The sequence below is a fragment of the Thalassobacillus devorans MSP14 genome (genome assembly GCF_000496835.1).
Lineage (GTDB): Bacteria > Bacillota > Bacilli > Bacillales > Halobacillaceae > Thalassobacillus > Thalassobacillus devorans_B.
Genome location: NZ_KI543236.1, coordinates 302,147 through 328,477, shown reverse-complemented (window position 1 = coordinate 328,477; position 26,331 = coordinate 302,147). Strand labels below are relative to the sequence as shown.

General features: G+C 45.4%; 25 protein-coding genes, 1 tRNA gene, 1 pseudogene and 2 riboswitches. Of the genes and pseudogenes, 6 read left to right on the top strand and 21 right to left on the bottom strand.

Annotation, left to right across the window (positions count from 1 at the left end):
• Position 1: 1 nt before the first annotated feature.
• The 16 genes and pseudogenes from P855_RS0102475 to P855_RS0102400 all read right to left on the bottom strand — a co-directional run bounded on the left by P855_RS0102475 (position 2) and on the right by P855_RS0102400 (position 16,930).
• Positions 2–433: a bifunctional adenosylcobinamide kinase/adenosylcobinamide-phosphate guanylyltransferase gene (locus P855_RS0102475; protein ID WP_028782112.1), complete on the bottom strand. Its 432-nt coding sequence runs from the start codon at positions 431–433 to the stop codon at positions 2–4.
• A complete protein-coding gene (locus P855_RS0102470; RefSeq protein WP_028783513.1) occupies positions 385–1,005 on the bottom strand; it encodes a histidine phosphatase family protein in 621 nt (206 codons plus the stop codon). The genes P855_RS0102475 and P855_RS0102470 overlap by 49 nt, the downstream gene beginning before the upstream one ends.
• Positions 957–1,727, bottom strand: coding sequence for an adenosylcobinamide-GDP ribazoletransferase (gene cobS, locus P855_RS0102465; protein WP_028782111.1), 771 nt, complete (start codon positions 1,725–1,727; stop codon positions 957–959). The genes P855_RS0102470 and cobS overlap by 49 nt, the downstream gene beginning before the upstream one ends.
• Positions 1,728–2,261, bottom strand: a complete 534-nt coding sequence (locus tag P855_RS0102460) for a bifunctional adenosylcobinamide kinase/adenosylcobinamide-phosphate guanylyltransferase (protein WP_028782110.1) — start codon at positions 2,259–2,261, stop codon at positions 1,728–1,730.
• Positions 2,258–3,337: a threonine-phosphate decarboxylase CobD gene (gene cobD, locus P855_RS0102455; protein WP_028782109.1), complete on the bottom strand. Its 1,080-nt coding sequence runs from the start codon at positions 3,335–3,337 to the stop codon at positions 2,258–2,260. The genes P855_RS0102460 and cobD overlap by 4 nt, the downstream gene beginning before the upstream one ends.
• Positions 3,338–3,349: 12 nt before the next feature.
• Complete coding sequence (cbiB, locus tag P855_RS0102450; protein ID WP_028782108.1) at positions 3,350–4,303, bottom strand: adenosylcobinamide-phosphate synthase CbiB; 954 nt, start codon at positions 4,301–4,303, stop codon at positions 3,350–3,352.
• On the bottom strand, positions 4,304–5,263 hold the full coding sequence (locus P855_RS0102445; protein WP_419177261.1) for an adenosylcobinamide amidohydrolase: 960 nt from the start codon (positions 5,261–5,263) through the stop codon (positions 4,304–4,306).
• A 15-nt stretch (positions 5,264–5,278) separates the two neighbouring features.
• Positions 5,279–5,707: pseudogene (locus tag P855_RS22730) on the bottom strand (ABC transporter ATP-binding protein); the annotation flags it as partial.
• A 64-nt stretch (positions 5,708–5,771) separates the two neighbouring features.
• A complete protein-coding gene (locus P855_RS0102440) occupies positions 5,772–6,851 on the bottom strand; it encodes an iron ABC transporter permease (RefSeq protein WP_037985578.1) in 1,080 nt (359 codons plus the stop codon).
• The gene (locus P855_RS0102435) at positions 6,799–7,800 is read right to left on the bottom strand and encodes an ABC transporter substrate-binding protein (protein ID WP_235062599.1); all 1,002 of its coding nucleotides are present in this window, start codon (positions 7,798–7,800) and stop codon (positions 6,799–6,801) included. Before P855_RS0102435 ends, P855_RS0102440 begins: the two co-directional genes overlap by 53 nt.
• Positions 7,801–7,972: 172 nt before the next feature.
• Positions 7,973–8,163, bottom strand: a riboswitch (cobalamin riboswitch).
• Positions 8,164–8,224: 61 nt separating this feature from the next.
• Entirely contained in the window at positions 8,225–9,277 is a 1,053-nt protein-coding gene (cobT, locus tag P855_RS0102425) for a nicotinate-nucleotide--dimethylbenzimidazole phosphoribosyltransferase (RefSeq protein WP_152526168.1), read from the bottom strand.
• Complete coding sequence (locus P855_RS0102420) at positions 9,277–10,788, bottom strand: cobyric acid synthase (protein WP_028782103.1); 1,512 nt, start codon at positions 10,786–10,788, stop codon at positions 9,277–9,279. The genes cobT and P855_RS0102420 overlap by 1 nt, the downstream gene beginning before the upstream one ends.
• Complete coding sequence (locus P855_RS0102415) at positions 10,778–12,151, bottom strand: cobyrinate a,c-diamide synthase (protein WP_028782102.1); 1,374 nt, start codon at positions 12,149–12,151, stop codon at positions 10,778–10,780. The genes P855_RS0102420 and P855_RS0102415 overlap by 11 nt, the downstream gene beginning before the upstream one ends.
• Positions 12,148–12,687, bottom strand: a complete 540-nt coding sequence (locus P855_RS0102410; protein ID WP_028782101.1) for a cob(I)yrinic acid a,c-diamide adenosyltransferase — start codon at positions 12,685–12,687, stop codon at positions 12,148–12,150. Before P855_RS0102410 ends, P855_RS0102415 begins: the two co-directional genes overlap by 4 nt.
• Positions 12,688–12,835: 148 nt before the next feature.
• A riboswitch (cobalamin riboswitch) is annotated at positions 12,836–12,978 on the bottom strand.
• Between the two features lie 185 nt (positions 12,979–13,163).
• Positions 13,164–14,987, bottom strand: a complete 1,824-nt coding sequence (locus P855_RS0102405) for a hypothetical protein (protein ID WP_028782100.1) — start codon at positions 14,985–14,987, stop codon at positions 13,164–13,166.
• Entirely contained in the window at positions 14,987–16,930 is a 1,944-nt protein-coding gene (locus P855_RS0102400) for an efflux RND transporter permease subunit (RefSeq protein ID WP_028782099.1), read from the bottom strand. Before P855_RS0102400 ends, P855_RS0102405 begins: the two co-directional genes overlap by 1 nt.
• Before the next feature lie 274 nt (positions 16,931–17,204).
• Between P855_RS0102400 and P855_RS0102395 the strand changes: the two genes are divergently transcribed.
• Entirely contained in the window at positions 17,205–17,771 is a 567-nt protein-coding gene (locus P855_RS0102395) for a TetR/AcrR family transcriptional regulator (protein ID WP_028782098.1), read from the top strand.
• Between the two features lie 224 nt (positions 17,772–17,995).
• Here P855_RS0102395 and P855_RS0102390 read toward each other — a convergent pair whose 3' ends face one another.
• The 3 genes from P855_RS0102390 to P855_RS0102380 all read right to left on the bottom strand — a co-directional run bounded on the left by P855_RS0102390 (position 17,996) and on the right by P855_RS0102380 (position 20,999).
• Positions 17,996–19,354, bottom strand: coding sequence for an MFS transporter (locus P855_RS0102390; protein WP_028782097.1), 1,359 nt, complete (start codon positions 19,352–19,354; stop codon positions 17,996–17,998).
• Between the two features lie 84 nt (positions 19,355–19,438).
• On the bottom strand, positions 19,439–19,732 hold the full coding sequence (locus P855_RS0102385) for a Dabb family protein (RefSeq protein WP_028782096.1): 294 nt from the start codon (positions 19,730–19,732) through the stop codon (positions 19,439–19,441).
• Between the two features lie 16 nt (positions 19,733–19,748).
• Positions 19,749–20,999 (bottom strand): flavin-dependent oxidoreductase, encoded by a 1,251-nt coding sequence (locus P855_RS0102380; RefSeq protein ID WP_028782095.1) that lies wholly within the window; start codon positions 20,997–20,999, stop codon positions 19,749–19,751.
• A 267-nt stretch (positions 21,000–21,266) separates the two neighbouring features.
• Here P855_RS0102380 and P855_RS0102375 point away from each other — a divergent pair, with 267 nt between their 5' ends.
• Positions 21,267–22,319 carry a tellurite resistance/C4-dicarboxylate transporter family protein gene (locus tag P855_RS0102375; protein WP_037985576.1) on the top strand — a complete coding sequence of 351 codons (1,053 nt, stop codon included), beginning with the start codon at positions 21,267–21,269 and terminating at the stop codon, positions 22,317–22,319.
• 192 nt (positions 22,320–22,511) lie between these two features.
• Here P855_RS0102375 and P855_RS0102370 read toward each other — a convergent pair.
• A tRNA-Val gene (locus tag P855_RS0102370) sits at positions 22,512–22,584 on the bottom strand.
• A gap of 254 nt (positions 22,585–22,838) precedes the next feature.
• Between P855_RS0102370 and P855_RS0102365 the strand changes: the two genes are divergently transcribed.
• The 4 genes from P855_RS0102365 (at position 22,839) to P855_RS0102350 (ending at position 25,395) form a co-directional block, all read left to right on the top strand.
• Positions 22,839–23,564 (top strand): alpha/beta hydrolase, encoded by a 726-nt coding sequence (locus P855_RS0102365; protein WP_028782093.1) that lies wholly within the window; start codon positions 22,839–22,841, stop codon positions 23,562–23,564.
• A gap of 117 nt (positions 23,565–23,681) precedes the next feature.
• The gene (locus P855_RS0102360; RefSeq protein WP_028782092.1) at positions 23,682–24,194 is read left to right on the top strand and encodes a YjcG family protein; all 513 of its coding nucleotides are present in this window, start codon (positions 23,682–23,684) and stop codon (positions 24,192–24,194) included.
• A gap of 4 nt (positions 24,195–24,198) precedes the next feature.
• A complete protein-coding gene (locus P855_RS0102355) occupies positions 24,199–24,624 on the top strand; it encodes a GNAT family N-acetyltransferase (RefSeq protein WP_028782091.1) in 426 nt (141 codons plus the stop codon).
• A 96-nt stretch (positions 24,625–24,720) separates the two neighbouring features.
• Entirely contained in the window at positions 24,721–25,395 is a 675-nt protein-coding gene (locus P855_RS0102350; protein WP_028782090.1) for a DUF421 domain-containing protein, read from the top strand.
• On the opposite strand, the gene P855_RS0102345 is transcribed toward P855_RS0102350, so the two are convergent.
• Positions 25,392–26,303, bottom strand: coding sequence for an MBL fold metallo-hydrolase (locus tag P855_RS0102345; protein WP_028782089.1), 912 nt, complete (start codon positions 26,301–26,303; stop codon positions 25,392–25,394). The two genes, P855_RS0102350 and P855_RS0102345, sit on opposite strands and share 4 nt — an antisense overlap.
• Positions 26,304–26,331: the final 28 nt, after the last annotated feature.

Genomic DNA, 26,331 nt, shown 5'->3' with positions numbered 1-26,331 from the left:
CTTATTTCAACTTCCTCGACAGGCCATGCCAGCAATAATGGACAGATTCCGCTTTGTCTGCCGCTGCCTGTAGTATCCAGCCTGATAAGTCCCGCCAGGCCCGATCGCCTTTGGCCATGGGGACAACCCCACGACCCATTTCCAGCATGATCAAAATTATCGGCTGACAGGTCTGTTTTTCGAATTGATGCATATCTGACAATATAGATTCGAAATGATTTCTCACGGATTCCAGCTCGCCGGCTTTCTCCCGTTCCTCACGGATCCATACTTCCCATCCTTCGATTACGACAGGCAGACCAGCTGTTTTAAATTTTAATTTCCATTGATCCAGTGACTGGTTTTCATAGGCGGAAAGCCACTGACAATCAGGAAACTCTCTGTTCACGAATTTTCTTTTTCCACTATAGGCACCACCGACCACGAGCTGCATTTCCAGTCACCTCCTTCCTGGTTGAAAACCATACGAATGCCACCCCCGTGGGGGATGTTTGTAGCTGTAAAAGATAAACCTTGAATAAAGCCGTTCATGATTTCACGAATGACTCCGCCATGCGTCACTACTAACACGTTTCTACTGATATTATTTTTCAGTAATTCTATTAAAAATGAACGAACCCGCCTTCTGAACGAATGATAGTCTTCCCCATTTGGCGGGGACGATGTCTTCCACTGTGAAATCCAATGCTGATAACCATGGTCGTTTTGGAGTTCCGGATGCGTATATCCTTCCCAATCACCAAAATTCATTTCACGCAGGTTCGGATCGGCACATGCAACCTTTCCTTGAACAAGATACTCTGCCGTTTTTCGGCAACGTTTCAGATCACTTGTAAAAACCTGATCGAACGCCAGCCGCGATAACTTTTCCTTTAACGAAAACAAATCAGGCAAATGTTCCGGCAGCAGCGGCTCATCCGAATGACCGAGATAACGCTTTTCCTTATTCCATTTGGTCATCCCGTGACGAATAAAATAAATAGATATGTGATCACAAGCCCCCATAACTCTCCTCCTTCGATCGCGGTGCCCAGCATATCACCATTGATTCCGTTGAATTTGCTAAGAAACCATCTCCGTAGCAAAATGAAAAATAGTCCATAACCAGCCACGAGCAGCCAGGCATGCGGCACCGATACTGTGATGACAACAATCGGTATCAGACCAATGAGGACATCCGCAACAGAAAGGTGCTCCTGCCACGTGTAAGCAAGGCCTTCCCGTTTGACCGTCGGGGTCGTTTGTAGCAGGAGAATGGCCAGGTACCTGCTACAGGCCGGTATCAGTATGAACATCCCTGCAAGTTGAAGGTCCATGGAACTTGCGGTCACAAGTGCATAAAGGAGTGATAGTTTCCATAACAGATAAAAAATAGCTGTCAGTATCGCAAAGCTTCCGACGCGAGGGTCTTTCATAATTGCCAGCTTCTTTTCGACGGGTGCATTCGAGCCGGCAGCATCTGCTACATCCATCAGCCCGTCCAGGTGGAGCCCTCCTGTCAGCGCAGTCCAGACAGAAAGCAGCACAAGAGCCGCAAACCACCCCGGCAGCCAGCCAACTATGAGCGCATAAACCGCAATTACCAGGCTACCCAGGATAACCCCTACTAAACTGAAAGACTTTAATGCTCCCTTTAGAACAGCTTTTTCCCAAGGGACGGACATGGGCATAGGTATCCGGGTCAAAAATTGCAGAGCAAGCACCAACCCAAAACTTAAACCTTTCATTCAACCACCCTTCCATTTCACAGGAAGCCCGGCAATCACCTGATAGATTTCCTTTGAGCTTGAAATGATAAGCTGGTGCAGCTTCTCCAGCATATAAATATAGGAAGCAACACTGCGTGTCCTTGCCGGCATCCCTTCATTAATGTCATTGGACACCAAATACAGGTTCAATTGCCGAGCCCGGGCCGCCTGAAGCCAGCCGCCCACTTCCTGGCTGATGTCCTCCCAGTCTGCTTTATCGATGTAAAGCCTATTGCCGAGCCATACCGTCAGGCAATCGATCAGCACGGTACTTTCTTTTTGTAAATCAAGTAAGCCATCTTTTATATGTATCGGCGCCTCGATGGTCTGCCATTCTTCTCCCCGATCGTTGCGGTGGCGAGCGATCCGATCCTCCATTTCTTCATCAGATGGCAGCGAAGTTGCAATATAATACAAGTTTCCACCCTTCTGCCTGTGGTAGTTATCCTGAGCAAGCTTTTCTGCAAAGCTGCTTTTCCCCGAACGGGCCCCACCGGAAATAAATGTGATCACGGTGCTTCCCTCCATTTCCTCAGCACGTAAAGAAGGTAATCATTTTCTTCCGCACTCCTGACAGCAAGCCTTAAATAACTACCGTCCAATCCCTTGAAATTATCCGTATGCCTGGGAATGATATGATTTTCCACCAAAAAACGGAACAATTCCTCTGTTTCATCAGGTCTCTCGCCATCCTTCAGTAAATAGAAGTTGACGCTTGATACGGTATGTATAAACTTGAGAGCCGACAGGTTTTCCGCAAGCTTTTTACACTCTTTCTCCAGCCACGCTTTCGTCGCTGCCATATAGGATTTATCAGACAGTAACACGGGTAGTATGTTTGCCGTAATCCCATTCACGCTCCATGATGGCTGCTTTTCTTTCAATTTCTGAATATAGTCCTTAGAAGCCATCATATAACCTGCCCGCAGACCGGGAATGGCAAAGATTTTTGTTAACGACCGAAGGATGATCAGGTTGGGATAGAAAGCGAGCAGCTGCTTAACGGAAAGCTCCTCTTCAAAAAGAAAATGCACAAATGCTTCATCAATGACGAATGTTGTGCCTATTTCCATTCCGAGTTTCAGTAAATGTTCCAATTCTGTGAGAGGCAGTATCGTTCCCGTCGGGTTGTTCGGATAGCATAGGAATACGACATCCACATCAGGCATTACCTGTGCCATCGCTTCCACTGGAAAACGGAACTCCTGATTTAACCGGAGATGTGTCAGACCTATATTGAATGCCTGGCAGGCCCGCTCATATTCTGTGAAAGTGGGATTGATGGTCAACGCTTTTTTGCCTAGAAACAGCTGGGTGATCAGAAAAATGGCTTCCGCTCCTCCATTCGTCAAAAGCAGCTGTTCCGGATCCATTCCTTCATGTTTAGCCAGTGCCTCGTACGCCTCTAGATAGTCAGGGTCCGGATAGTACGCTACTTCTTCCATAAGCCGGGGGAGTTGCTCGGACAGCCAGGACGGCGGACCATTTGGATTAATGTTGGCACTGAAATCATAGACTTTCCCTTTCACTTCCATACCAAAAGAAGCGGCAATACGACCAGGCTGTCCGCCATGTGCAGGTAGTACCATAACGATTCCTCCTTAACTTACGATTAACCATCCGATTATAAATAGAACAAATACCAGCCAGCCACCATGCATGGTCAAGATTGACTGGGCAATATGCTCCTGTTTCAGTTCTGTTAATGGGTTGCCAAGTTTGTTGCCCTTCGATACTCTCCCTTTATATGTATTGATTCCACCAAGCTGCACACCGAGGAGGCCTGCCGTCATTGCTTCCGGCCAGCCGCTGTTCGGGCTTGGGTGCTTGCCGGCATCACGTAATGTGACCCGCCAGGCATTCCCTTTCTTCAGTGTGGGGTAAAACCAGGCAGCGAGCCACATACAAACAGCCGTAGCTCTGGCAGGAATCCAGTTGACGATGTCATCAAAGCGGGCAGAAGCAAATCCGAATTTTTCATATGGCTCCTGTTTGTACCCGACCATTGAATCCAGGGTGTTCACTGCCCGATAGGCCATGGCAAGAGGTGCACCGCCAATCAATGCCCAGAATATTGGAGCGGTAATGCCATCTACGGTATTCTCTGCAACCGTTTCTACAGTGCCACGGACAACCTCTTCTTCCGATAGGTCTTCCGTGTCGCGCCCCACGATATAGCCGAGTTTCATCCGCGCTAAAGGCAGGTCACCATCGCACAACGGTTTCCGCACTTCCTCACCTGCCTGCTGCAAGCCTTTGATAGCTATCGTTGAGGAGATAAAGTAAACTTCCAGCGCCGCTCCTGCCCAGAAAGAAATTCGTCCAGCGAGAAAAACAACTATGCCGATCAGTACATATGCCGACACGGTAACCACTCCAAGCAGCAGGAATCCTTTCGCTTTTCGGTGCCTGCCCCTGTTCCATTTTTCATCAAAAAAGGAAATCAATTTTCCTATCATCACAACCGGGTGAGGGAAAAATTCAGGATCGCCAATAACTAACTCGAGTACGATCGCTGCCACAATAAGATACAAATGATATTCCAAAAAATCCATCTAACCACTAATCCTATGTCGATAATTTTCAACCGCTTCGGTGACAGCACGGTAGACACTTTGTCCAATTGCCTTCCCAACCTTAGTCCCGGAACCTGCATACGGGGTTGATTCTCCTTGCTGTGTAGCTGCAATGGCAATGCTGTCGGTTGATGTACCAGTTGCCATGCTGCCTGTAGCCGGGTCGGTCACCTGCATGTCCGCAAGTGCCTTCGTTTTTGCTTCGGTTGCGGACTGGACTGCATTGACGAATGCCCCATCCGTCAAATGGACATCAAGAAACACCATGATATTAATGGTACCGACTTGCCATTCTTCCTCTGCCGGGTGATTTTCTGTAATATCTACTGCGTTTCCAACACCGCCGGTAACGACCGTGAAAACAGCCGTGTCCATGATTGTTTCCCTTACGAACGCCTGGTCAGCAAGTTTGACTGCTGTCATCATCCCCATTGTGTCACCGACAGAAATGTTCGCTTCTTCCAGCCACCCGAGGACATCGGCGGCAGGGTCCTCGCAATCGTAATTTTTTGGCACATGGAAATTACAAAAATGCCTGAACCACTGCAATCCACCGCCCACTACAGCATTGGATAGCACCCGGAGTGGACGAGGATAGGCAATACGAATGTACTGCTCGTTCTGCTCAACCTCAGCCTCGAAGGCAGGAAGTTTCGGATGCTCCATTTTTTCCGGAGCTACGAGCATCTGCGGTTTAGCTAGCGTGGGATGACTATGGTGCTTGATATCGACCTCATATACCTTTTGCAATAAGGTCTCATTTTTTAATACAGACAGGTCACCTTTTTTCATCAGCCGGCCTTGATGAAGAGCAGCAAACTTGTCGGCAAACAAAGCTGCCGTATTCAGGTCATGTAGGATGGCGATAATCGTCATTTTGTTTTTTTTCTGGTGTTCCTTCAAGTGCTGCAACATGTCGACGGTATGTTTGACGTCCAGATGATTGGTCGGTTCATCTAAAAACAGGATACTCGGCTCCTGAGCAAGTGCTTTTGCCAGCAGTACGCGCTGCTTTTCCCCGCCACTCAGCCACTTGAACGGCTTGTTTCGATAATGATAGACTTCCGTCTGCTTCATTACTTTTGAAACCACTTCCTTGTCTCTGGAGGAAATATGCTTAATCAGCCCTTTCTGATGTGGGTAGCGCCCGAGCATAACGATTTCTTCCACAGAAAAATCAAACTCCACATGAGAACTCTGTGCCAGAACCGCCATAATCTCGGCTTTTTTCCTGAAAGAGTAAGACTGAATCGGTTTTCCAGATACATATACGCTCCCATGGGAAGGCTCTAATGCTCCCGTCATCAGCCTTAACAGCGTCGTTTTGCCGCTGCCATTCGGTCCGATCAAGGCAAAAAATTCCCCTTCTTCTATCGTCAGGCTGATATCTTGCAGGATATCTTCCTTCTGGTAACCGCCGGACAGGTTCTTCACTTCTATCATTTCTTCACCCCTTTTTCATCCGTTCACGAACCAGTAACACAGCAAAGATCGGTGCACCGATCAGAGCGGTAATGACACCAATCGGCAGTTCCTTCGGTGCGATGATCGACCTGGATATCAAATCGGCAAGTACGAGGAACCCTCCTCCGGTCAGCATCGATAACGGCAGGACATGCTTGTGGTCAGGTCCTATTATCAGTCGGACAAAATGAGGGATAACAAGACCGACGAACCCGATTGAACCAGAAACTGCTACAGAGGCTCCGGTCAGCAACGAAGCTCCGATTAAAATCAGTACTTTCCCGGCATGGACCTTCACTCCTAAATGCCCTGCTGCTTCCTCCCCGAGTGCATAGGCATTAAGATCATGTGCGCGGGACACTAACAGGATGACCCCCACAATGAAAAACGGAATAATCAGTTGTACATGATTCCATCCCCTCATGCCGATATTCCCCATCAGCCAGTATAGAATCTGCCGCATGTCTTCCCTGTCACTGAGTGCGATGACCAGGGAGATGATCGCACCTATGAATGCACTGATAATGATCCCTGCCAAAATGATTGTTTCAATATTCAGATCCCGGCTCGAAAGCCTTGTAATGATAAAAACAATCATCATCGTGATAAACCCGCTAAGGATAGCAACGACAGGAAGTGTGTAACTTCCAAGAAATGCGATGGATAGCTGAAAATAAAGTACAGCAACCGCTCCAAGTGCCGCTCCGGAGGAAACTCCGATCGTATACGGGTCAGCCAGCGGATTTCTGAGAAGCCCCTGGAAAGATGCCCCGGCAATGGATAATGACGCTCCGACAAACAGCGCCAGTATTACCCTCGGAACACGTATTTCCCAGATTATAACGTCAATATTCTCTGCAGCTTCATATCCGAACAACTCGCTCCCGAGGATTTTCTCCGCAATCACATCCAGGACAGCAGTCAACGGAAAAGATACGCTGCTGACAAATAAACCGAGAAGAGCTGTACTAAGTACAAAACATACACTGAATAGATACATCCAAACCGTTTTATTCACCGAAAACTTCCGGATAAATGAGTTCTCCAAGTCTTTCAACTCCATCAATCAAACGCGGTCCTGGCCTTGTGACGGTATCATTGTCAACATCGAATATCTGCTCATTCTCGACCGCAGGCACTTCGCTCCACCCTTCCCGGTTCAATACCTGCGCTTCAGGATTTTCTCCATAATAGCCGTATGTAGTGATGATTACTTCCGGTTTCAGATTCACGGCCTCCTCTTCGGTAAATTTGACCCATCCTTCTTCCTCTGCAGCTACGTTTTTCGCATTGATGGCTTCCAGCATTTCATGCATGAATGTCCCTGTCCCTGTCGTGAAAATATCAGGAGCAGGGGCAACCTCGACCCAAACCTTTTTCTTTTCTTCCACTTGTTTTGCTTTTTCTTTTACTTTAGCTAAGCGGGTTTCCATATCTTTCACAATTTGATCCGCTTTATCTTGACTACCTGTTGCTTTTCCAACAAGTTGAATATTTTCATACACATCTTCGAACGAGGTAGCATCATCCACGACAACCACATCAATGCCAGCTTTCTTGAACTTCTGCAGTACAGCAGAATGGTTCTCAAAATGGAAAGTGGACACTAGCACCATATCCGGATTTAAAGACAGAATCTTTTCGACATTCATTTCCTGCCCGCCGACCTTTTCAATATTGGCTGTCTCTTCCGGGTAATTACTATAATCCGAGACACCGACCATTTTTTCTCCCTGGCCTAAGGCAAAAGCGATTTCCGTGTTGCTGGCCAGTACCGATACAATCGTTTCAGGCTCTGATTTTATTTCCACCTGTTCACCTGATCCATCAGTTATCGTTACCGGAAAAGCTCCATCCGATGATTCACCTTGCGTTTCTTCACTGGTATCTGTTTCACTTGGACTTTCTTTGCTTTCATTTCCTTCTTCTGTTGCCCCGCAGCCGACCATTACAGCTAGCAGGATTGCCAGCAGGACTGAAAATAACGTTTTTTTCATTTTGCTTTCCATCATTCTTCTAAACACTCCCTCATAGTTAGTTATTAGATTTTATAAATACCGATTAAATGCTTAAAACTAAAAAAAACGCCTATCCCAACGGAAAAGGCGAATGGATCAATCCAGGCTGGTATGAACTATGTATCCATGACATACCTGAAGCTTATCCTTTTCCCCGAAGGATGTTACTCTGATAAGAACAGCAGGCAGGTCTCCTGGCTTGCGTATCGTTGTAAAAGCTTTTCCTTCCCGTTTACAAACAGTGGATATCAAAAGCTTTACTCCTCGCTTACAGTGGCGGGACCGCGTTGGATTGACACCAACTTCCCTATTATCCTTGAAACTGTAATTTCACGGACCTGCTGTTCGGAATATTCATTTTTTGTTAGAACGATTTTTATGTCAGCAAAGTGAACTTGTAATTTAGATTAGCTGGGAGTTACTTATTCGTCACTCCAGCATTATCAAACGTCGCCATTTCATTCCGCATCCTGACCGCTGCTTCAAGAACAGGAAAAGCCAGTGCTGCGCCCGTCCCTTCCCCAAGCTTCAACCCGAGATCCAATAATGGCTTTATCCCTAAATCCTCGAGAGTAAATTGATGGCCTGGCTCTTGTGATAGATGTCCGGCAAACAGATAATCATTGACGTTTGCATTAAGCCCGCAGGCGATGAGTGCTCCTGATGTGCAGATGAACCCATCCAGGATTACCGGGATCCTTGCTTTTGCTGCTGCCAGTATCGCTCCTGTTATTGCAGCAATTTCATAACCACCCAGCTTTTTGAGCACGTCTAATGGGGATTCGTTATCCGGTTTACGGCGCTTGATTGACTCTTCAATAACATTCACTTTATGCTGCTTCATGTCATTAGAAATCCCCGTGCCGTACCCGACCGCCTGGTCCACACTGCATCCAGTAAGCACAGCAGCCAGCGCGCTTGCAGGTGTTGTATTTCCAATTCCCATCTCACCTAAGAGGAGACATTTTATTCCCCGGGCAATCATCCCCTTCGCTGACTCGGCCCCAGCCAGTATCGCCGTTTCCATTTGCTCTTGCGTCATGGCATCTGTTTTCAAAAAGTTCTCTGTTCCTTGAGCTATTTTCCTGGAATCCAGGCGGTTATCCTCTATCTCACTGGCTGTACCGACATCGACTACTTGAAGTTCTGCATCAATCTGTCTGGCGAATACATTGATAGCCGCACCGCCATCGAGAAAATTCCTGATCATCTGAACGGTCACTTCCTGAGGAAATGCAGATACTCCCTCTTCCACAATGCCATGGTCTGCGGCAAAAATAAGGATGCCTGGCGGGGACACTTGTGGTTCTTCCTGGTTGGTAATCCCCGCTAGCTGCCTGACGATCCCCTCAAGTTGACCCAGGCTTCCCGGAGGTTTTGTCAAAGTATCCAAATAGCTGACCGTTTCACCCATTCTTTCCTGGCTGACCGGTGCAATCGATTGGACCAGATCCTGCAATTGTTTATTCATCATACCCCTCCGACTGTATTGAACATAGTCATTCGATCATAAAGTTTGTGCATATCTAAAGCTTCACGGACATGGGTGGCTAACCGGTCGAATTCTTGTTCCTGGTGGGCACGGAATAAGGTAGTAGTCTTAAGGGGGTCCAGTCCCTTTTCCAAGCGAAGCAGATTCAAAAACGCTGTCCGGAATACATCATTATGGAAAATCCCGTGAAAATAAGTCCCCATCACATTTCCTTTTCTTGTACCATCGGCCTGTCCGCCCATTTCTATGAAATCTTCTATGGCTTCCTTGGCAATAGTTGTCCCCATATGGATTTCATAACCGGTGACAGGAATGGTAGATCCGTTCCATTCTATGCTTCCGCTTGATCGGACTGTCTTTTTATGTCTTGCAAGCGTCGTTTCGATTGGAAGCAGTTCAAGCCCCTGTACCTCCTCCAGGCTTGTCTCTACTTGATACGGATCGCTTACTTTATTCCCGATCATTTGGTAGCCCCCGCAAATGCCGAATACATAGGCACCTTGCTCCTGAGCCGTCTTAATTGCCTGATCGATCCCTCTATCTTTCAAATAGATTAGATCCTCGATCGTATTTTTGCTGCCAGGAAGTATGATGGCATCCGGTTGTTTGAGCTCAGCCGCTTCCTTTACAAACCGTAGATGGCAATCACGCTCAAGCTGGAACGGATCAATATCGGTAAAATTAGAAACCTTCGGATATTCGATGACTGCGATATCGATAGGTTTGTCCGAGTTTTGAATTCTTGTATATTCACTCAGGCTTAGCGAATCCTCTGCATCTATATGAAGGTCCTGAATAAATGGAATAACACCAAGCACCGGCTTTCCGGTATATTCCTCAAACCATTTCAATCCTGGCTCAAGCAAAGTTTTGTCACCCCGGAATTTATTGATGACCACCCCAATCACACGGCCCCGGTCTGCTTTAGGTAAAAGCTGGAGCGTTCCGACCAGACTGGCGAACACCCCGCCTTTGTCAATGTCTCCGACTAAAATGACCGGAGCATCTGCCAGTTTTGCAATGCTCATATTGACGAGCTCACGGTCATTCAGATTGACCTCAGCCGGACTGCCCGCTCCTTCGATGACAATGCGATCATAATTGCCGGCAAGCCGGTTATATGCATTCGCGATTACCTCTTTAGCGGTTTCATAATAATCCGTTCGGTAGTCACTCGCTTTCATGTTCGACACCGGCTTCCCGTGAACGACAATTTGAGCATCATTATCGCGATTCGGCTTGATCAGGACAGGATTCATATCAGTGGTCGTCGCGATTCCTGCCGCTTCTGCCTGGACTCCCTGGGCACGCCCGATTTCTTTCCCATCTGTTGTTATGTAGGAATTCAAGGCCATGTTCTGGGACTTGAATGGCGCTGTCAGGTAACCATCTTCCGAGAATATCCTGCACAGGGCAGTAACAAGTATGCTTTTCCCGGCATCGGAATGGGTTCCCTGCACCATCACTGGAAACGCTTGTTTATCTTTCATGCAGCTGTTCCTCCTTGCACACCTGCAAAAAATTCTCCAGCACCTCTGGATTCGAAGCAAAATGAATATGCGTATAACCGGCGACAACATTTTTGTACATAACTCCTTCTTCCCCCGTACCGAACCTGCTGTTCACACGATAAGCACCAGGAAGTGGTCCGGCAGGCTTAAAGATAGAATAATGGAACTCATGCCCGCGGGCTTCCATGCCATTTTTAAAAAGATAGTTATTGGGAAGTCCGTAGATTTCACGATAGCCAAGGGATGCAAGCTTAACCTGCATTTCTGTTTTACCCGGCAAAACACCTGCCATCGGGCAGGTCTTACCGTCGATGGTCGTAATCGAATCAGATAAATACATCAGCCCGCCGCATTCTGCCAACACAGGAAGCCCTTCTTCAACCGCCTCTTTTATCGACTGCTTGACATCTTCATTTTTAGCCAGCTGTTCTGCAAACTGCTCAGGAAAACCACCACCTAAGTAAAGTCCATCCGCTTCTTTGGGGAGCACCTCTCCTTTTAGAGGAGAAAAGAAAACAACTTCAGCCCCATAAGCCTCGAAAAGCTCAAGGTTTTCCTGATAATAGAAATTGAACGCCTCATCACGTGCTACTGCAATTGTTACACCGATTGAATCCTTTCTTTGAAACAAAGAAGGCTCTGCTGTCAGGGCTGGCTGTTCGCTAATCTGATGGATTTGATTCACATCGATGGTTTCCGCTACCGCTTCTCCCAGCTGGTCCAGTTGTTGATCGAGTTCCCCGCGCTCTATCGAAGGTACCAGTCCCAAGTGCCGCTCCGGCATCTCGAGGCTTTTGTTTTTCAGGAGATAACCACAGACCGGAATGCTGCACTCCTGTTCCACCGCTTCCTTGATCAGCTGGTAATGCCCTTTGCTGCCGACTTTGTTGGCGATAACACCTGCAATGTTCACTGCAGGATCCAGCTCCTGGAACCCTTTGACGACGGCAGCGGCACTCCGGGCCATTGCCGAACAATCGACAATCAGAATCGTTGGACAATCCAATAATGAGCTGATTTCCGCCGTAGAGCCTTGATTAGAAGTCGGCGACTTGCCATCATAAAACCCCATCACACCCTCAATGAGGGAAATGTCCGCACCTTCACTTCCTTTGACAAACACTTCTTTCATGATATCCGCTGGAAGCATCCAGCTATCCAGGTTGCGGGAGGGACGATTGGTTATGGCAGCATGATAAGAAGGGTCGATGTAGTCGGGACCACATTTAAAGCCCTGTACTGTCAGCCCTTTTTTAATAAAAGCAGCCATTAATCCGATTGTGATGCTTGTTTTACCGACCCCGCTGGAAACTCCTGCAACTACGAGGCGGCGGGCAGTCAAAACTCAACACCACGTACGGCGGGAATGCCTTCATCATAATAATGCTTCTCCACGTCGATCACGGACACGAGATCGGCCGCATCCTTCACCGGCTGTGCAGCGTTCCTGCCGGTTATCACAAGATGGACATGCTCCGGTTTGTTGTTGATCAGCTCAATAACTTCTGCAAGCGGCAGCACATCATCAACTGGAAAAGAATCAATCGCAAGCGCATTGTTCAGTTCATCCAGAATCACCACATCGTACTCACCGGACAATACCGCTTCCTTAGCGACAACCCATGCTTCCTTCAATGCTTGCCGGTGGATTTCCGGTGTCTTTGTCCAGGTGAATCCCTCTCCAAGCTGGATGATTTCAGCTCCCAGCTTTTGCAGTGATTTCCTTTCCCCATAAGGCCGTTTCGGAGACTTGATGAATTGCAGCATTTTCACCTTTTTATCGTGGCCTAATGCCCGGACAGCAAGCCCTGTTGCAGCGGTCGTTTTCCCTTTTCCATCACCGGTAAAAACCAGTGTCAATCCTTGCTTCTTTTTCATGAATTCTCCTCCTCCGTCAATACCCTACTTGTACATTACAAGCTTTAAAATTAAAAAAACACCTTCCTCAAAGGAAGGTGCGATTTTAAATAGGCAGAATATGTACCAGGTATTCCACGTACTTAAAAGCCCCCTTTTCCTCGAAGGGTCAACTTTGCAACAAACAGGCAGGCATCCTGACTTACATTTTAAATAAAATGCTTACAGTGGCGGGACCGTGTTGGACTTTCACCAACTTCCCCTTTTCACCTTAAAAGCTTCCCTTTAAGGACCTGTTCGCGTGGTATGAAATTAATCTTATTGTAGCCGAAGCTACAATTCTTGTAAACAACTCTTTTTTGTAAGTCTTTGAGAATCTTGCTTGATTTCTTTCCCCTTTATAGAGCAAATTCCAAAATATCTGCATGTCCTTATTTTAAAAAACACTTTTGCACAAAAAACTCCTCCCATTTTTTTACAACGGGAGGAGTTGTATATTAGCTGAACAAGCTCATAAATCGATCCCAGAAGCTTTTTTCTTCTTCCTTCTTCGGTTCTGCCTTTTCGTCTTCTTCTTTCTTAATGCTTTCTGTTTTGATCACAAATTGTACCGTGTCTACTTTTTCATTTTTAGCAGAAACGAAGGAAACCGGTTCAAAATCGGATTTATCATATTGATTGATCATTTGATCGATTTCTTTTTGCAATTGATCAGGAAGGTCAGCCGTCTGCTGCGCTAACTCTGCGGTACCATTATGAAGTTTACCGGCACCATTTTCCAGTTCATTCGTACCGTTCGTCAAGGAAGCGATGCCGCCGTGTACTTCCTCATAGGAGCCTGCTAATTGCTGGACACCGCCGGTATAATCCACCAGGCCGGAATGGAAGCTATTATAATTGGAAGACAGTTCCTGTAATCCTTGCTGTAGTTGTTTCATAGATTCATTGATATCACTATTTTCCATACTGCCTGCCACGTTATCCGCCATCGTACTAAGGCTGCCACTCATTTCATTCAACGATCCGGATACTTTCCCCAAGGTTGGATCGACTGCAGCGAATGCTTCCTTCACACTCGCATACGTTTGTTTCGCAGTCTGAGCTGCTTTATAATTGGCTACCAGCTTATCGACCACCGCTTTATCGGCACCACTTTCATACAATGCCTGGATTTCTTCTTCGGAAACATTCTGAACCGGGATCGACTGGATGGCCTGATCCAGAGCCTGATAGGCTTTGCTGTAATTATATTTCAAGTTCGTAAGCCCGGTCTCTGTTTCAGTCAATCCGCTGGCAATTTGACGAAGGCCGCCTTCCAGCTTCTTGAACTGGCTCATGTCCATGTCACCGGATCCAGCGCTGACCGACTCACTCATTTTTTGCAGTGCTGCCTTAATTGACGCAGAACCATCTGCTAATTCGGACGAGCCATTGTTCAGCTCGATGATGCCATTTTTATATTGAGCCGAACCATCATATAGCTGAGAAACGCCATCATTCAGTTCCGCGATCCCATTTTCCAGTTTCCCGACACCACGATTGATTTCTGCCGTGGCATCAGACAATGATTTCATGTCCTTTTTCATATCGCCGGTATCCGGTTCTTCAATCGGCATCGAGGATGGCATCGCCGCGATTTCAATGGCTTCCATTTCCAAATCCGATACGAGGGCACTTACCTTGAAGCTCTCTTCTTTTTCCGGCATCGCAGTGAACGTCACCTGCCGGGTCTTTCCGGCGTTGGCCACAGTTGCATCTTCTGCCTGGATGTTTTTATATTTGGCTGAATCGAATTTCAAGGTGATTTGCAGAAGATAATTCTTAAAAAAGCTTTCCTCTCCTTTTTTGTTTTTAGCCGTATCAATTTGTATTTCCAATTCGCCATCTTTTCCTAACAACTCTTCCGGGTTCATTTTCTTCCCGTCTAACTTATAGGAAACATTGATGTCCCATGGCAATGGCTTGCCTTCCAAGTTGCCTTGATAATAAAACTCATCTTCTTTTGCGGTGAATGCGACGCGGTTGTCATCCACTTGGATTTCTGTCAAGTCAGTAAGATTCTCCACGTTGCTATAAGGACCATAATCGACGATCTTCCCTTGATCCTTGATGGTGAAATTGTTGACAACATACATATCTTTTGGATCACCGGACCCGTCGAGTGTGGCGTAGACGACTTCATTTTTTTCGGAGTATGACCCCTTCCCTTGTGGAGCCTTACCTTCGGAAGATGTTTCATCATCGGATTCCGCAGATACAAGAAACGTCGGCAGCACAAGCATCGTTGACATAAACATCGCGGTAATACGTTTCAGTCTCATTATCCTCTCTCCTTATAAAAGTTTGCTTTCCATGTTGTTTTTTCAATCAATTTGTCGAATACCACCAGTAACGCAGGCAGGACAAATACGACCATCAGAAATGCCAGCAATGCCCCGCGGCCTAACAGAAGACCGATTGCGGAAACGATCGGGTTCGTGGAGGTTGCTCCTAAAATGAATCCGACACTCGATAAAATTGCAGCCGATATGAAGATAGCAAAAATCTTCCCATCAATCGTTTTCCTGATTGCCTCCATGGCAGGCATTTCTTTTCGCAGCGTATAGTAATTTTCCGTAAATAAAATACCATAATCAACTGTCGCGGCAAGCTGGATTGTACTGATCAACAGGTAGCCGACGTACACCAGCGGCGTATCGGTAAAATATGGTACGGCCAGGTTGATCCACACCGATGTCTGGATTGTCAAAAGCAGTACCACCGGAATCGATAGCGAGCGGAATGTAATTAATAATACAATCGCAATGGTTATGACAGTCAGTAGGTTGACTAATTTATTATCTTTTTGCACGATATTTTTCATATCGTATAAAGTCACACTCTCACCGAGCAGGTACGTTTCATCGTAATAGGAATTCGCGGTTTTCTTTACCTTTTCAATCAAAGAAAACGCCTCTTTCCCTTCCGATTCCGTTTCCGTATAAAGTGTGATCCGGGCATAATCACCGGAATAAAACTGTTCTGTGACCGATTTTTCTAAATACTCCGGAGGAATCGCGGAACTGACTATATTCACGTAAGACACCACACTGGATACATTTGGCAGTTCTTCTAACTGATGAACCAGGTTTTCCTCTTTGCCCCTATCCCCCTGCGGCACCAGCAGCACCACCGGAACGTTCTTTCCGAACTCTTCCTCAATTGCATCCGCATCCTGTCCTGCCCGGGTATTATCCGGCTGTTCACCTGTCCCGTAAAGGAAAGTCGTGTTGCTTTGTGCTAAGAACGCAGGGACGATTAACAGCAGTACCAGCAGCAAGCTTGGGATGCGAAGTTTCATGACGTATTTGCCGATATTATTGAAGTCCGGAACAAACTGGCGATGTTTCGTACGATCGATCCAGTGATAAAGCATCAACGTCAGCGCAGGCAAGAATACCATGACACTGATGAAGCTGAGCAGGATCCCTTTTACAAGATTGAGTCCTAAATCTGCACCGATTCCAAATTCCATGAATGTCAGTGCCATGAATCCGAAGAAAGTCGTTGATGCACTGGCGACAATTGCCGGGAATGACCGCTTCATCGCAAGCTGCATCGCTTTAGCCGGATCGTCTACATCCTTACGGAAATCAGAAAAGCTATGCAGCAGGAAGATTGCATAGTCCAGTGATACAGCCAGCTGCAGGATCGGCGCCACCGACTGGGTAATGAACGAAATTTCCCCGATAAAAATATTCGTCCCTAGATTGATCACGATCGACACACCAATGGCAATTAAAAAGAACACGGGTTCCATCCAGGAATTCGTAGATAACACTAAAATAATAATGATGATCGGAACGAGTAAGGCAGCCGCATTCATCGACTCACTGCCAGCCATTTGCTGTGAAGTAGCCGTAGTCACCGCTTCCCCGGTAATCGCATTCTCTTCCCCGATCAAGTCATAAATCTTATCCGTCACTTCTACCTCGTCGCCTTCGCTGATGTTCAGCGAAATCAAGGCGTTTTTATCCTGGTAATACGTTTCCACGGTATCCTCATTGGCCATTTCAAGTGGTTTTTTTAAATCGACGACATCATCCAGCCAGGTTACTCCGCTGACCCCCTCGATCGCCTCGAGTTTTTCTTTGTACTCCAGTGCCTCGGTTACCGAGACATCTTTGACCATCACGCGCGCATTGGCGATTGGCTCATCAAACTCTTTTTCCATCAAATCCATCGCTTGCATCGACGGAGAGTCATCTGGCAGATAATCTGCCATGTTGTAATTGACCGAAACGGCAAATTGCGCTACCGCACTGATCAAGGTAAGAAGTATAAATATAATGACAATAATCTTTTTATGTTTAATGATTCGTGCTGTCCAGTCGATAAGGCTTCATCCTCTCTTGCAAATCCCTTTTACACATTCTAATATTGTATTGACACCGTGTTGGATTTTCAACAAACAGTTTTGGAAATTGCGTCTGTTTCCCAACAAAACACTATGAATGTGTTGGATTGTCACAAAAACTTAACAAAAGGAGGGCATATCTGTGAGTGAAAAGCTGGATCGCCGCAAGAAGTACACACGGAAAGTATTGAAGGAAGGACTGATTACGCTGCTTGCCCAAAAGCCGATTTCCGATATAACGGTAAAGGAAATCTGCGAGCTCGCCGATATCAACCGTTCCACCTTCTACACCCATTACAACGACCACTATGACTTATTGAGTAAAATTGAAGAAGAAATCACCGAAGATATGAACGAATATTTAAATAGCTACAACTACCCTGCTGAAGAAGAATCCATTCAGATGACCCGGAAAATACTAGAATATGTCATCGAAAACAAGTTCATGTTTCAAACCTTGCTGAAAAAAGATGCAGCCCCTACCTTCGAGAAAAGAATGATGGAATTGACGCGTGGGTTCATGATGAACAATTGGAGGGGCGACAATCATTTGGGAAAGGCAGAAGTGAACTACTTAAGCACCTTTGTTATCAGCGGGGCGATTCATGTCATCAAAGACTGGATTGCGCATGACATGGATCAGTCCCCGAAAGAAATGGCTTTAATGATCAACAACTTCATTAATTATGGGTTTTCTTACTTGGAATGACCTGCTCCTTTCTCTGATTAAGTCAGAAGTTACCTGCGTTAAGGAGGAACATCACTGCGTTAAGTCAGAAGCAGCTCGCATCAGGGCAAAATAACACCGAGGAAAAGGGAACACCCTGCCATGATCCATCACAGGATCCCTCCTTCATAAACAAAACAAGCTGGGCTATAGCAGCCCAGCTTGTTGTTCGATTCAAATTATTTACCACAAGCTCTATCTGTCAGTTACACCACTTTTTCCCTGGCAGCATCCACATCAGACTCTTGGTCCTCTACCCTGTTATAATGTGCATGCTTTTCCTGAACAAACAGAATCGCGATGCCCCCAAGGACAGCTGCCATAGCGATGACGGTAAAGTTTATTTGGGAAGGAAGGTCCATCGTCAACAATATACCGACGAATGTTGGTGCGAAAATACCGCCGATCCGCCCGAATGCCATTGCTGCACCGATTCCCGTAGAGCGCATGGAAGGCGGATAATATTGAGAGACGAATACATTGCTGATATTCTGGACACCAACAGATGCAGCTCCGATCATGCCAATCAGCAGGTAAGCGAGTAAGATGTTCTTGGTCAGTCCAATGCTGGCAAGAGCAATCGCCCCCACAATATAAAGAGGGACCATCACCTTTTTAAAGCCCCATTTATCTGCAAACCGGCCAAAAACAAGCGTACCAGCAATCGCCCCGACGTTCATAGCTGCCACAAATATTAAGCTGGAACTTAGACTGTATCCCGCTTCAATCATCAATTTCGGCAGCCAGATATTCATCGCATAGATCAGCACAAAACAGGAGAAACAGGAAATCCAAAACATGATTGTACTGACGGCACGCTTCTTTTCAAATAGTTTCACCAGCGGGGACCCCTGCTCCTTAACTGGAGGTATTTCAAACTTAGCTCCACTATCTATCGTATAAGAGGAGTCAATTTTATGGAGGATTTTCCTTACATCTGCTTCTTTTCCTTTTGCTAAAAGGAAACCGGTAGATTCAGGCAGACTTTTTACGATAAAGGGAAGCAGCAATATTGGTAAGGCACCGAGCAAGAATATCGGTTTCCAGCCCAGTGTCGGAAGTACCGATTTACTAATAAGTGCTGCCGCTATCGCTCCGATAGAATAACCGCAAAAAATGAAAGAAACCATGGCAGCTCTAACTTTTTTAGGAGCATATTCCGTCGATAACGCGATGACATTCGGCATAACGCCGCCAAGACCCAGTCCCGCCAAGACCCTAAACAGGCTGAATACCATAGGCCCTGCGGCAAAAGCAGACAGCGCAGTGGAAAGACTAAACAGCACGGTACACAGGATAATGACTTTCTTTCTTCCGAGTTTATCTGCCAATAATCCGAACAACACAGCACCGACAGCCGTACCTGCTGCGGTGTAACTTCCGATCGCTCCTGCGGTTACGGAAGAGATATTCCACTCCTCCATTAATGAAGGTACAACAGAGCCATAAATGACTACATCATATCCGTCCATCAGAATAATGAAAAAACACCAAAAAATTATAGAAAAATGAAAGGAACCGAAGCGACTGTTATCAATGATTTTTCCTGCTTGTAAAGTTTTCATATAATCCCCCTGTGCGAATTTCATCTTAATACTTAAAAGCTAAAACGCGTTTAAGCACTAAAGTATATAAGTAAAAAAATAACACTAGAATTCAAAATCAACGATAAGGCTGTCTTCAAGACCAATCTGCTTCAAATATGCGACAATTTCCTGGTGTGCCGGATGAGGACCATAGTTTTCCAAAGATTTTCTATCCTTAAACCGGACCGTCAGCCCAATTTCATACCCCTTGCTCCTGGTCGAAAAATTGATTCCCTGCTGAATATCCACTATTCCTGGAATGATATTTTTCAATTTTAACGTCCGTCGGATCAATTCTTCCTTTTGTTCATCCGTTGCTTCCTGCGAAAGTTTGACTAATACAATGTGTTCTACCATAGCTGCACTCCTATTATTATTTGGTATTCAGTGTTTCCCGATCAAAGCCGGCAATCTTCTTATATTTATTTGCGATATCCTCCAGTTCTTTGTAAGAAATGACATCTTCCAGATTTTCAAAACCCTCAGGTGCCCGTTCTTCAACAATTTGCATGACAACTTCCGGACCGTTTTGGCGATTGGTCAGGACGATATTGGCTGTTGGTTCAAGTCTGGCTTGCTCATATGCCTGCAAAGCAGCTTCTATATTCGGATGTTCTATCAGGGCTTGTCCTAATGCATCCGCATCAAGAATCGCCTGCGAAGCCCCGTTTGATCCGATCGGGTACATTGGATGCGCTGCATCCCCGAGCAAGGTTATGCGCCCGAATGTCCAGCGCGGCACCGGGTCACGGTCCACCATCGGAAATTCGTAAACGGCATCTGTTTCCTCGATCAGCTGAGGAACATTCAGCCAGCCAAAATCCCATCCGTCAAAATGAGGAGCAAATTTCGCCTTATCTATTTTCCGATTCCAGTCGGCACGCGATAACAGTTCATCCCCTACTGTAAGCTCGGCAATCCAATTGACAAGTGATCGTCCATCAGCTGCTGCCTCAGGACATACAGGGTAAGCAACAAATTTCTGGTCCTGATATCCAGCCATTATCATGGACTTTCCTGTTAAAAACGGAGCAGATTCCGTAATACCACGCCATAAAATCCTGCCGCTGAACTTCGGCTCGCCTTCATGAGGATAGTAGAATTTACGAACCGCTGAATGGATACCATCAGCTGCAATCATTGTATCTGCGCTGTAAGAGCCAATACGCTCACCCGTTTTTTTATTCTCAAAGTGAGCCGTCACCTTGTCACCGAACACTTGGAATGAAGTCAGATGGTGACCGGTATAAACGGCGTCTTCACCCAATTCCTGTTTGACTGCATTAAGCAGAAGCATTTGAAGCCGGCCACGATGGATGGAATATTGAGGCCAATTGTAGCCTGCATCCAGTCCCCGATCCTCCTGCCAAATCTTCCTGCCGAATTTGTTGACATACATAAGCTCTGCAGTGGGAAGTCCTGCTTTTTTCAGCTCATCCGCCAACCCCAGTTCTGTCAGAACTTTTACCGCATGGGGCAATAAATTAATCCCGACACCCAATGCTTTAATCGTTTCCACACTTTCAAATACACGCACTGACACACCAACGCGGTGAAGTTTAAGAGCAGTCACAAGACCGCCAATCCCCCCGCCGACAATCAATGCCGTCCTCGTATCAGACATCTCGATCCCTCCATGATGAAATTTAATAATATTTCATTTTTTCTAACTATTTAATCTGTTTTTCCATTATCACATAAAAAATTGATATTTCAATATTAAATTTACATGCATTTGGAAAAAGAAGGCGTACAATAAGAGTAGTCTTGACATTGTGTCAGTTTCCGTCAACCATTGATAGATGTATGGTTGTTGATTAATAATAGAGGAAGTACAAAAAAGCAAGACCTGTTTATAAGTCATTAAACAGGTCAATTCGAGGTGAGCTTGATGTTAGTCTTTTTGAAGCGGAATTTTGAAGATTTTTTCCCCGGTTATTTTGCACTTGTTATGGCTACAGGAGCTTTATCTATTGGTGCATATCTCCTTGACTTGGTTTTATTTTCAACGACTCTGTTATACATTAACATATTTGCATATATTACCTTGTGGCTGATCACTATACTGAGAATACTACTATTTTCCAAGAAAATACTTGAAGATATAACCAGTCACATACGAGGCCCCGGTTTTTTTACCTTAGTGGCTGGAACATGTGTATTTGGAAGTCAGCTTATCATTGTCGCTGAAGCATATTTGATTGCAACCTTCTTATGGGGACTTGGGATTATATTGTGGGTGCTGGTGATGTACACATTTTTCACAGCCGTCACAATTAGAAGGGATAAACCATCTATAGCTGAAGGAATTAATGGAGCATGGTTGATCGCAGCTGTTGCGACACAGTCAATATCTATACTTGGTACCCTCCTTACATCTCACCTGGATAACGGGAATTCTGTCATTTTATTTACCACGTTATGTATGTATTTTCTTGGCTGCATGCTTTATCTAAACATTATCACGCTTATATTTTACAGGTTCACATTTTTAAAGTTGGAATTTGCTGCGCTCACCCCACCGTACTGGATTAACATGGGAGCAGTTGCAATTACTACCTTAGCCGGCTCTACCTTAATACTTCATGCAGAAAGTTTCCCATTATTATTTGAGATCACTCCATTTTTAAAAGGGTTTACATTATTTTTCTGGATTACAGGAACCTGGTGGATACCATTACTGATTATTTTAATGGTATGGAAACACCTGTATAATCGATATCCACTATCATATGACCCGCAATTATGGGGGATGGTATTCCCGTTGGCGATGTACACAACAAGCACATTCCAATTAACTAAAGCATTGGAATTTCCACCATTAATAGTAATTCCGAATATTATGATATACGTTGCCATTGCAGCCTGGATATATGTGTCAGTAAGTCTTTTAAGCCATATTTATACCAATATGATTCGATACTTTAAATTATCAGTTCATTAGATAAGTAAGAATAGCAGGCGTTACCCAACATGCAAAATAGAAAGCTTGCAAAACAACTTTTAATACTTAGAACATTTTCCATATGCTCAAGTTTTTCACTATTTGAAAGCTGTACTTCCTTTTTAACTTACATCAATAATAAAAAGCCCCTGACCGTTGCAGGATCAACGGCCAGAGGCTTTTAGAACTTAGTGATTCCGATTGGGCTCGAACCAACGACCTCCACCCTGTCAAGGTGGCGCTCTCCCAGCTGAGCTACGGAATCATGGGATAAAGTTGTTTTGAATTGGACAAGTACTAATATAATATGATTTCAGTTTTGTGTCAATAACTTATCGACAATTTTTTATACTTTCCCTTAAACCTCTGTTCTGTCGGAGGCCCATGCACTTATACTCTAACAAAAGAGTTTTCAATTCGATGACAATCGTCAGAGCTGTCCTACTTTTTTGACAATGATATGATAAAATAGGTGTGTTACATTTATAGATAAGTTGTCGTTTTTTGGAGGTGTTCGCTTTGGGACGTGATGGTACGTTCAAGGATTTTGAGATCAATAGTTCCTATTTAGATGAAACATTGACATTGAAAGTATTTCTGCCGGAGAATTATTCTCCGCTTTATAAGTATCATATCGCGATCATGCAGGATGGCGACGATTATTTTCAAATGGGGCGCGTCGCAACATTAAGCGATAAGCTTCATAAAGAAAAACGGATCGAGGACACGATTTTTGTCGGCATCCATTACCGGGATAAATTTGACCGTCAGGATAAATATCACCCGAACGGTGAAAAGCAATCCGCTTATATCAAATTTCTTGTCAACGAAGTGGCGCCGCTTCTGGATGAAGAGCTGCCGGGTTATCACATGGGCAGCGGCAGAACATTGATGGGTGATTCGCTCGGTGGAACAGTGGCTTTAATGACGGCACTTAAATATCCAAATACATTCGGGAATGTCATCATGCAGTCCCCTTTCATGAACGATGAGGTGATGGATAAAGTACAGAACAGCAAGGACATGTCCTCACTTGCTATCTATCACACGATCGGCAGCGAAGAAACGGATGTACCTACGACAGATGGGAATCGTAAAGATTTTGTGACACCGAACTATGAATTGAGAAAGCTATTGAATAAGAAGCCGCTCACTTACATTTTCCATGAACTTGACGGTGATCATACGTGGAAATATTGGCAGCAGGACATGGAGCGCGCCCTGGTAACGATGTTCCATCCGTAAACCTATGTAAGGAAAAGCAATAGTTTGGTATAATAATGACAGCCTGAATAACTGACTAATCCACTTTGCATTCAACACGAATAAAAACAGTACTATTAATTATAGGAGGGTTTTCCAATGAAGTATGGTATCGCCATTTTTCCACCGAAAAAAATACAGGATGTCGCAAACTCCTACCGTAAACGTTACGACCCCCATTATGCATTGATTCCGCCACACATCACGTTAAAAGAGCCATTTGAGGCAGAGGATAATGAAATCAAAGAGATGGTACCTTATCTGAAGGAAATTGCGAAAGAAACGCAGCCATTCGAAATTGACATCAACAAAGTCAGCTCCTTTACACCAATTACGAATACCATCTATTTAAAGATCGAGCCTGATGACACCATCATGGCACTGAACGAAAAGCTTTATGCCGATCACCTTCCTGGTGAGCAGGAACACTCTTTTGTGCCGCATATTACGATTGCCCAGAAGCTTTCCGATGATGAGTATTCCGATGTTTACGGCACGCTTCGTATGAAAGGGTTTGACTTGAAAGAGACGGTCGACCGCTTCCAGCTCCTTTACCAATTGGATAACGGCTCCTGGACAGTATACGAAACATTTGTATTCGGTGAAGGGTGATCTGATGCTGATTGAAACGGTAGAGAACGACCAGCAGCTGAAAGATGCCTTCGGTGTCCGCCGCACGGTCTTCATCGAGGAACAGCAGGTACCTGAGGACCTGGAGCTCGATGAGCATGATGATTCGGCCGTTCATTTCATTGGTTATGAAAATAACGAGCCAATTGCCGCTGCCCGCCTTCGTTTTGTCGAAGAGAATGGGAAGCTGGAGCGGATTTGTGTAAAAAAAGAATTCCGCGGCCGCTCATTCGGCAGACAGATGATTGAAGCGATGGAAAAACGGATCGAAAAAGAAGGCTTGAAGCAGGCGAAATTGAATGCTCAGACACATGCGGAAGAATTCTATCGATCCCTCGGATATGAAACGATTTCCAGCCAGTTCATGGATGCGGGAATCCCCCATGTTACGATGATTAAAACGTTAAACTGATGTTCGACCTGGAAGAGAAATATCTTCCAGGTTTTTGTATAGCTCCTTCTATCTCTGTCTACAATGGTAACAACAGATAGAAGGATCGTGATGAATATGGACTATTTTCGTATATTATTAGAAGCTTCTTTTGGGTTCGCTGCCCTGTTCGTATTAACCAAGGTACTGGGAAAATCACAGATTACCCAGCTCACGCCGTTTGACTTCATTTCCGCTATCATCCTCGGTGAGCTTGTCGGAAATGCCCTCTATGACCCCGAAGTCGGGTTATGGCAGATTGCGTTTGCCGTATTGGTATGGGGAATACTGATGTATGTAACGGAAATTTTGACAGAAAAGGTAAAAGCAACACGGGGGTTTTTGGAAGGGCAACCCTCGATTGTCATTCATAAAGGAAAAATCATACGGGAAGAATTGAAACAGAACAAACTCGATATCAATCAGCTACAGCATTTGCTCCGTTCCAAGGATGTCTTTTCCCTCCGCGAAGTCGAATATGCGGTCCTGGAAACCGATGGGTCGATTTCTGTATTGAAAAAATCACTGGATCAGACACCGACTCGTGGCGACTTGAACCTCACACCCCAGACGACTCCTTTGCCTATGGCCTTTATCAGCGATGGTGAAGTGCTGTGGGATAACCTGGAAGAAGCCGGGTTCGATAAACAGTGGCTGTCTACCCAGCTCCAACAGCAGGAAATAGCGGATTACACCGAAGTTTTATATGCAGAATATAAAGAAGGAGAGGATTTGTATGTGCTACCATACTAACCCTCTCCTTTTTCCATCTTTTTGAACACCCAGCGGTTTCCTTCAATGGCAAATGTGATGGCTCCTTTTTTGATGAGACCGATCAGATAAGCCGTGACAGCCGTGCGATACAACAGCCACTGGGAAAGCTGGTTGTTATCGACACCATAAGCATCGCACATCTCCCCAATCACCCGCTCGTGGCTGACGCCGTCCGGATGATCCGAAATATATTCCTCCAGCCAGGTGGAAAGCTGCTCATGATAGGCGATGTTTTTCCTGACCGTGTCCTGAAAATTGGTCTCAAATTCCCCGTGACCGGGAACTGCGCCATCACATTCAATTTCCTTTACCCGGGTGAGACTGGCTATCGTCAACGCGCAGTCTGTAATATAAGGAATCTTATGTTTTTCAAGCTGCGCTTCCGCAAAATAACTGTCAGCCGCATACAGAACATCATAGACTTTCACAGCCAGCTGGTGGTAGCTATGGCCTGGAAGTAAAAAAGTTTCCAGTTCGTATTCTCCAAATGTAAAGTTCCCTTCCCACACTTTATCATCAATCCGTACCGGTGGCCCTTCCAGGAATTTATTTCGTATTTCATCCAGGGGATCATTCCCTCCGAATAAGTATAACGGTTCGAGTGACGGATTTTCCAGGATAGCAGCCTCGTATTTGGGAGCAATCGTACGAATATCAAAATTATCCTGGAGATATTTCGCTCCCCCGTAGTGATCGGCATGCGCATGAGTAATGAATAAATGGGTGATTGGCAGCTTGTGCTGCTTCAAACCTTTGATCACCTTTTTAATCGCAGACTTGTCGATACCGGCATCAATGATCATGCCATCATTGCCATTGTGGACATAGCCTATGTTGACAGCGCTATGAAAATAGTAGCAGTGACTGTTAATCTGTTTCATTTCCATAAAAAAAGAACGACTCCTTTCAGCGAAC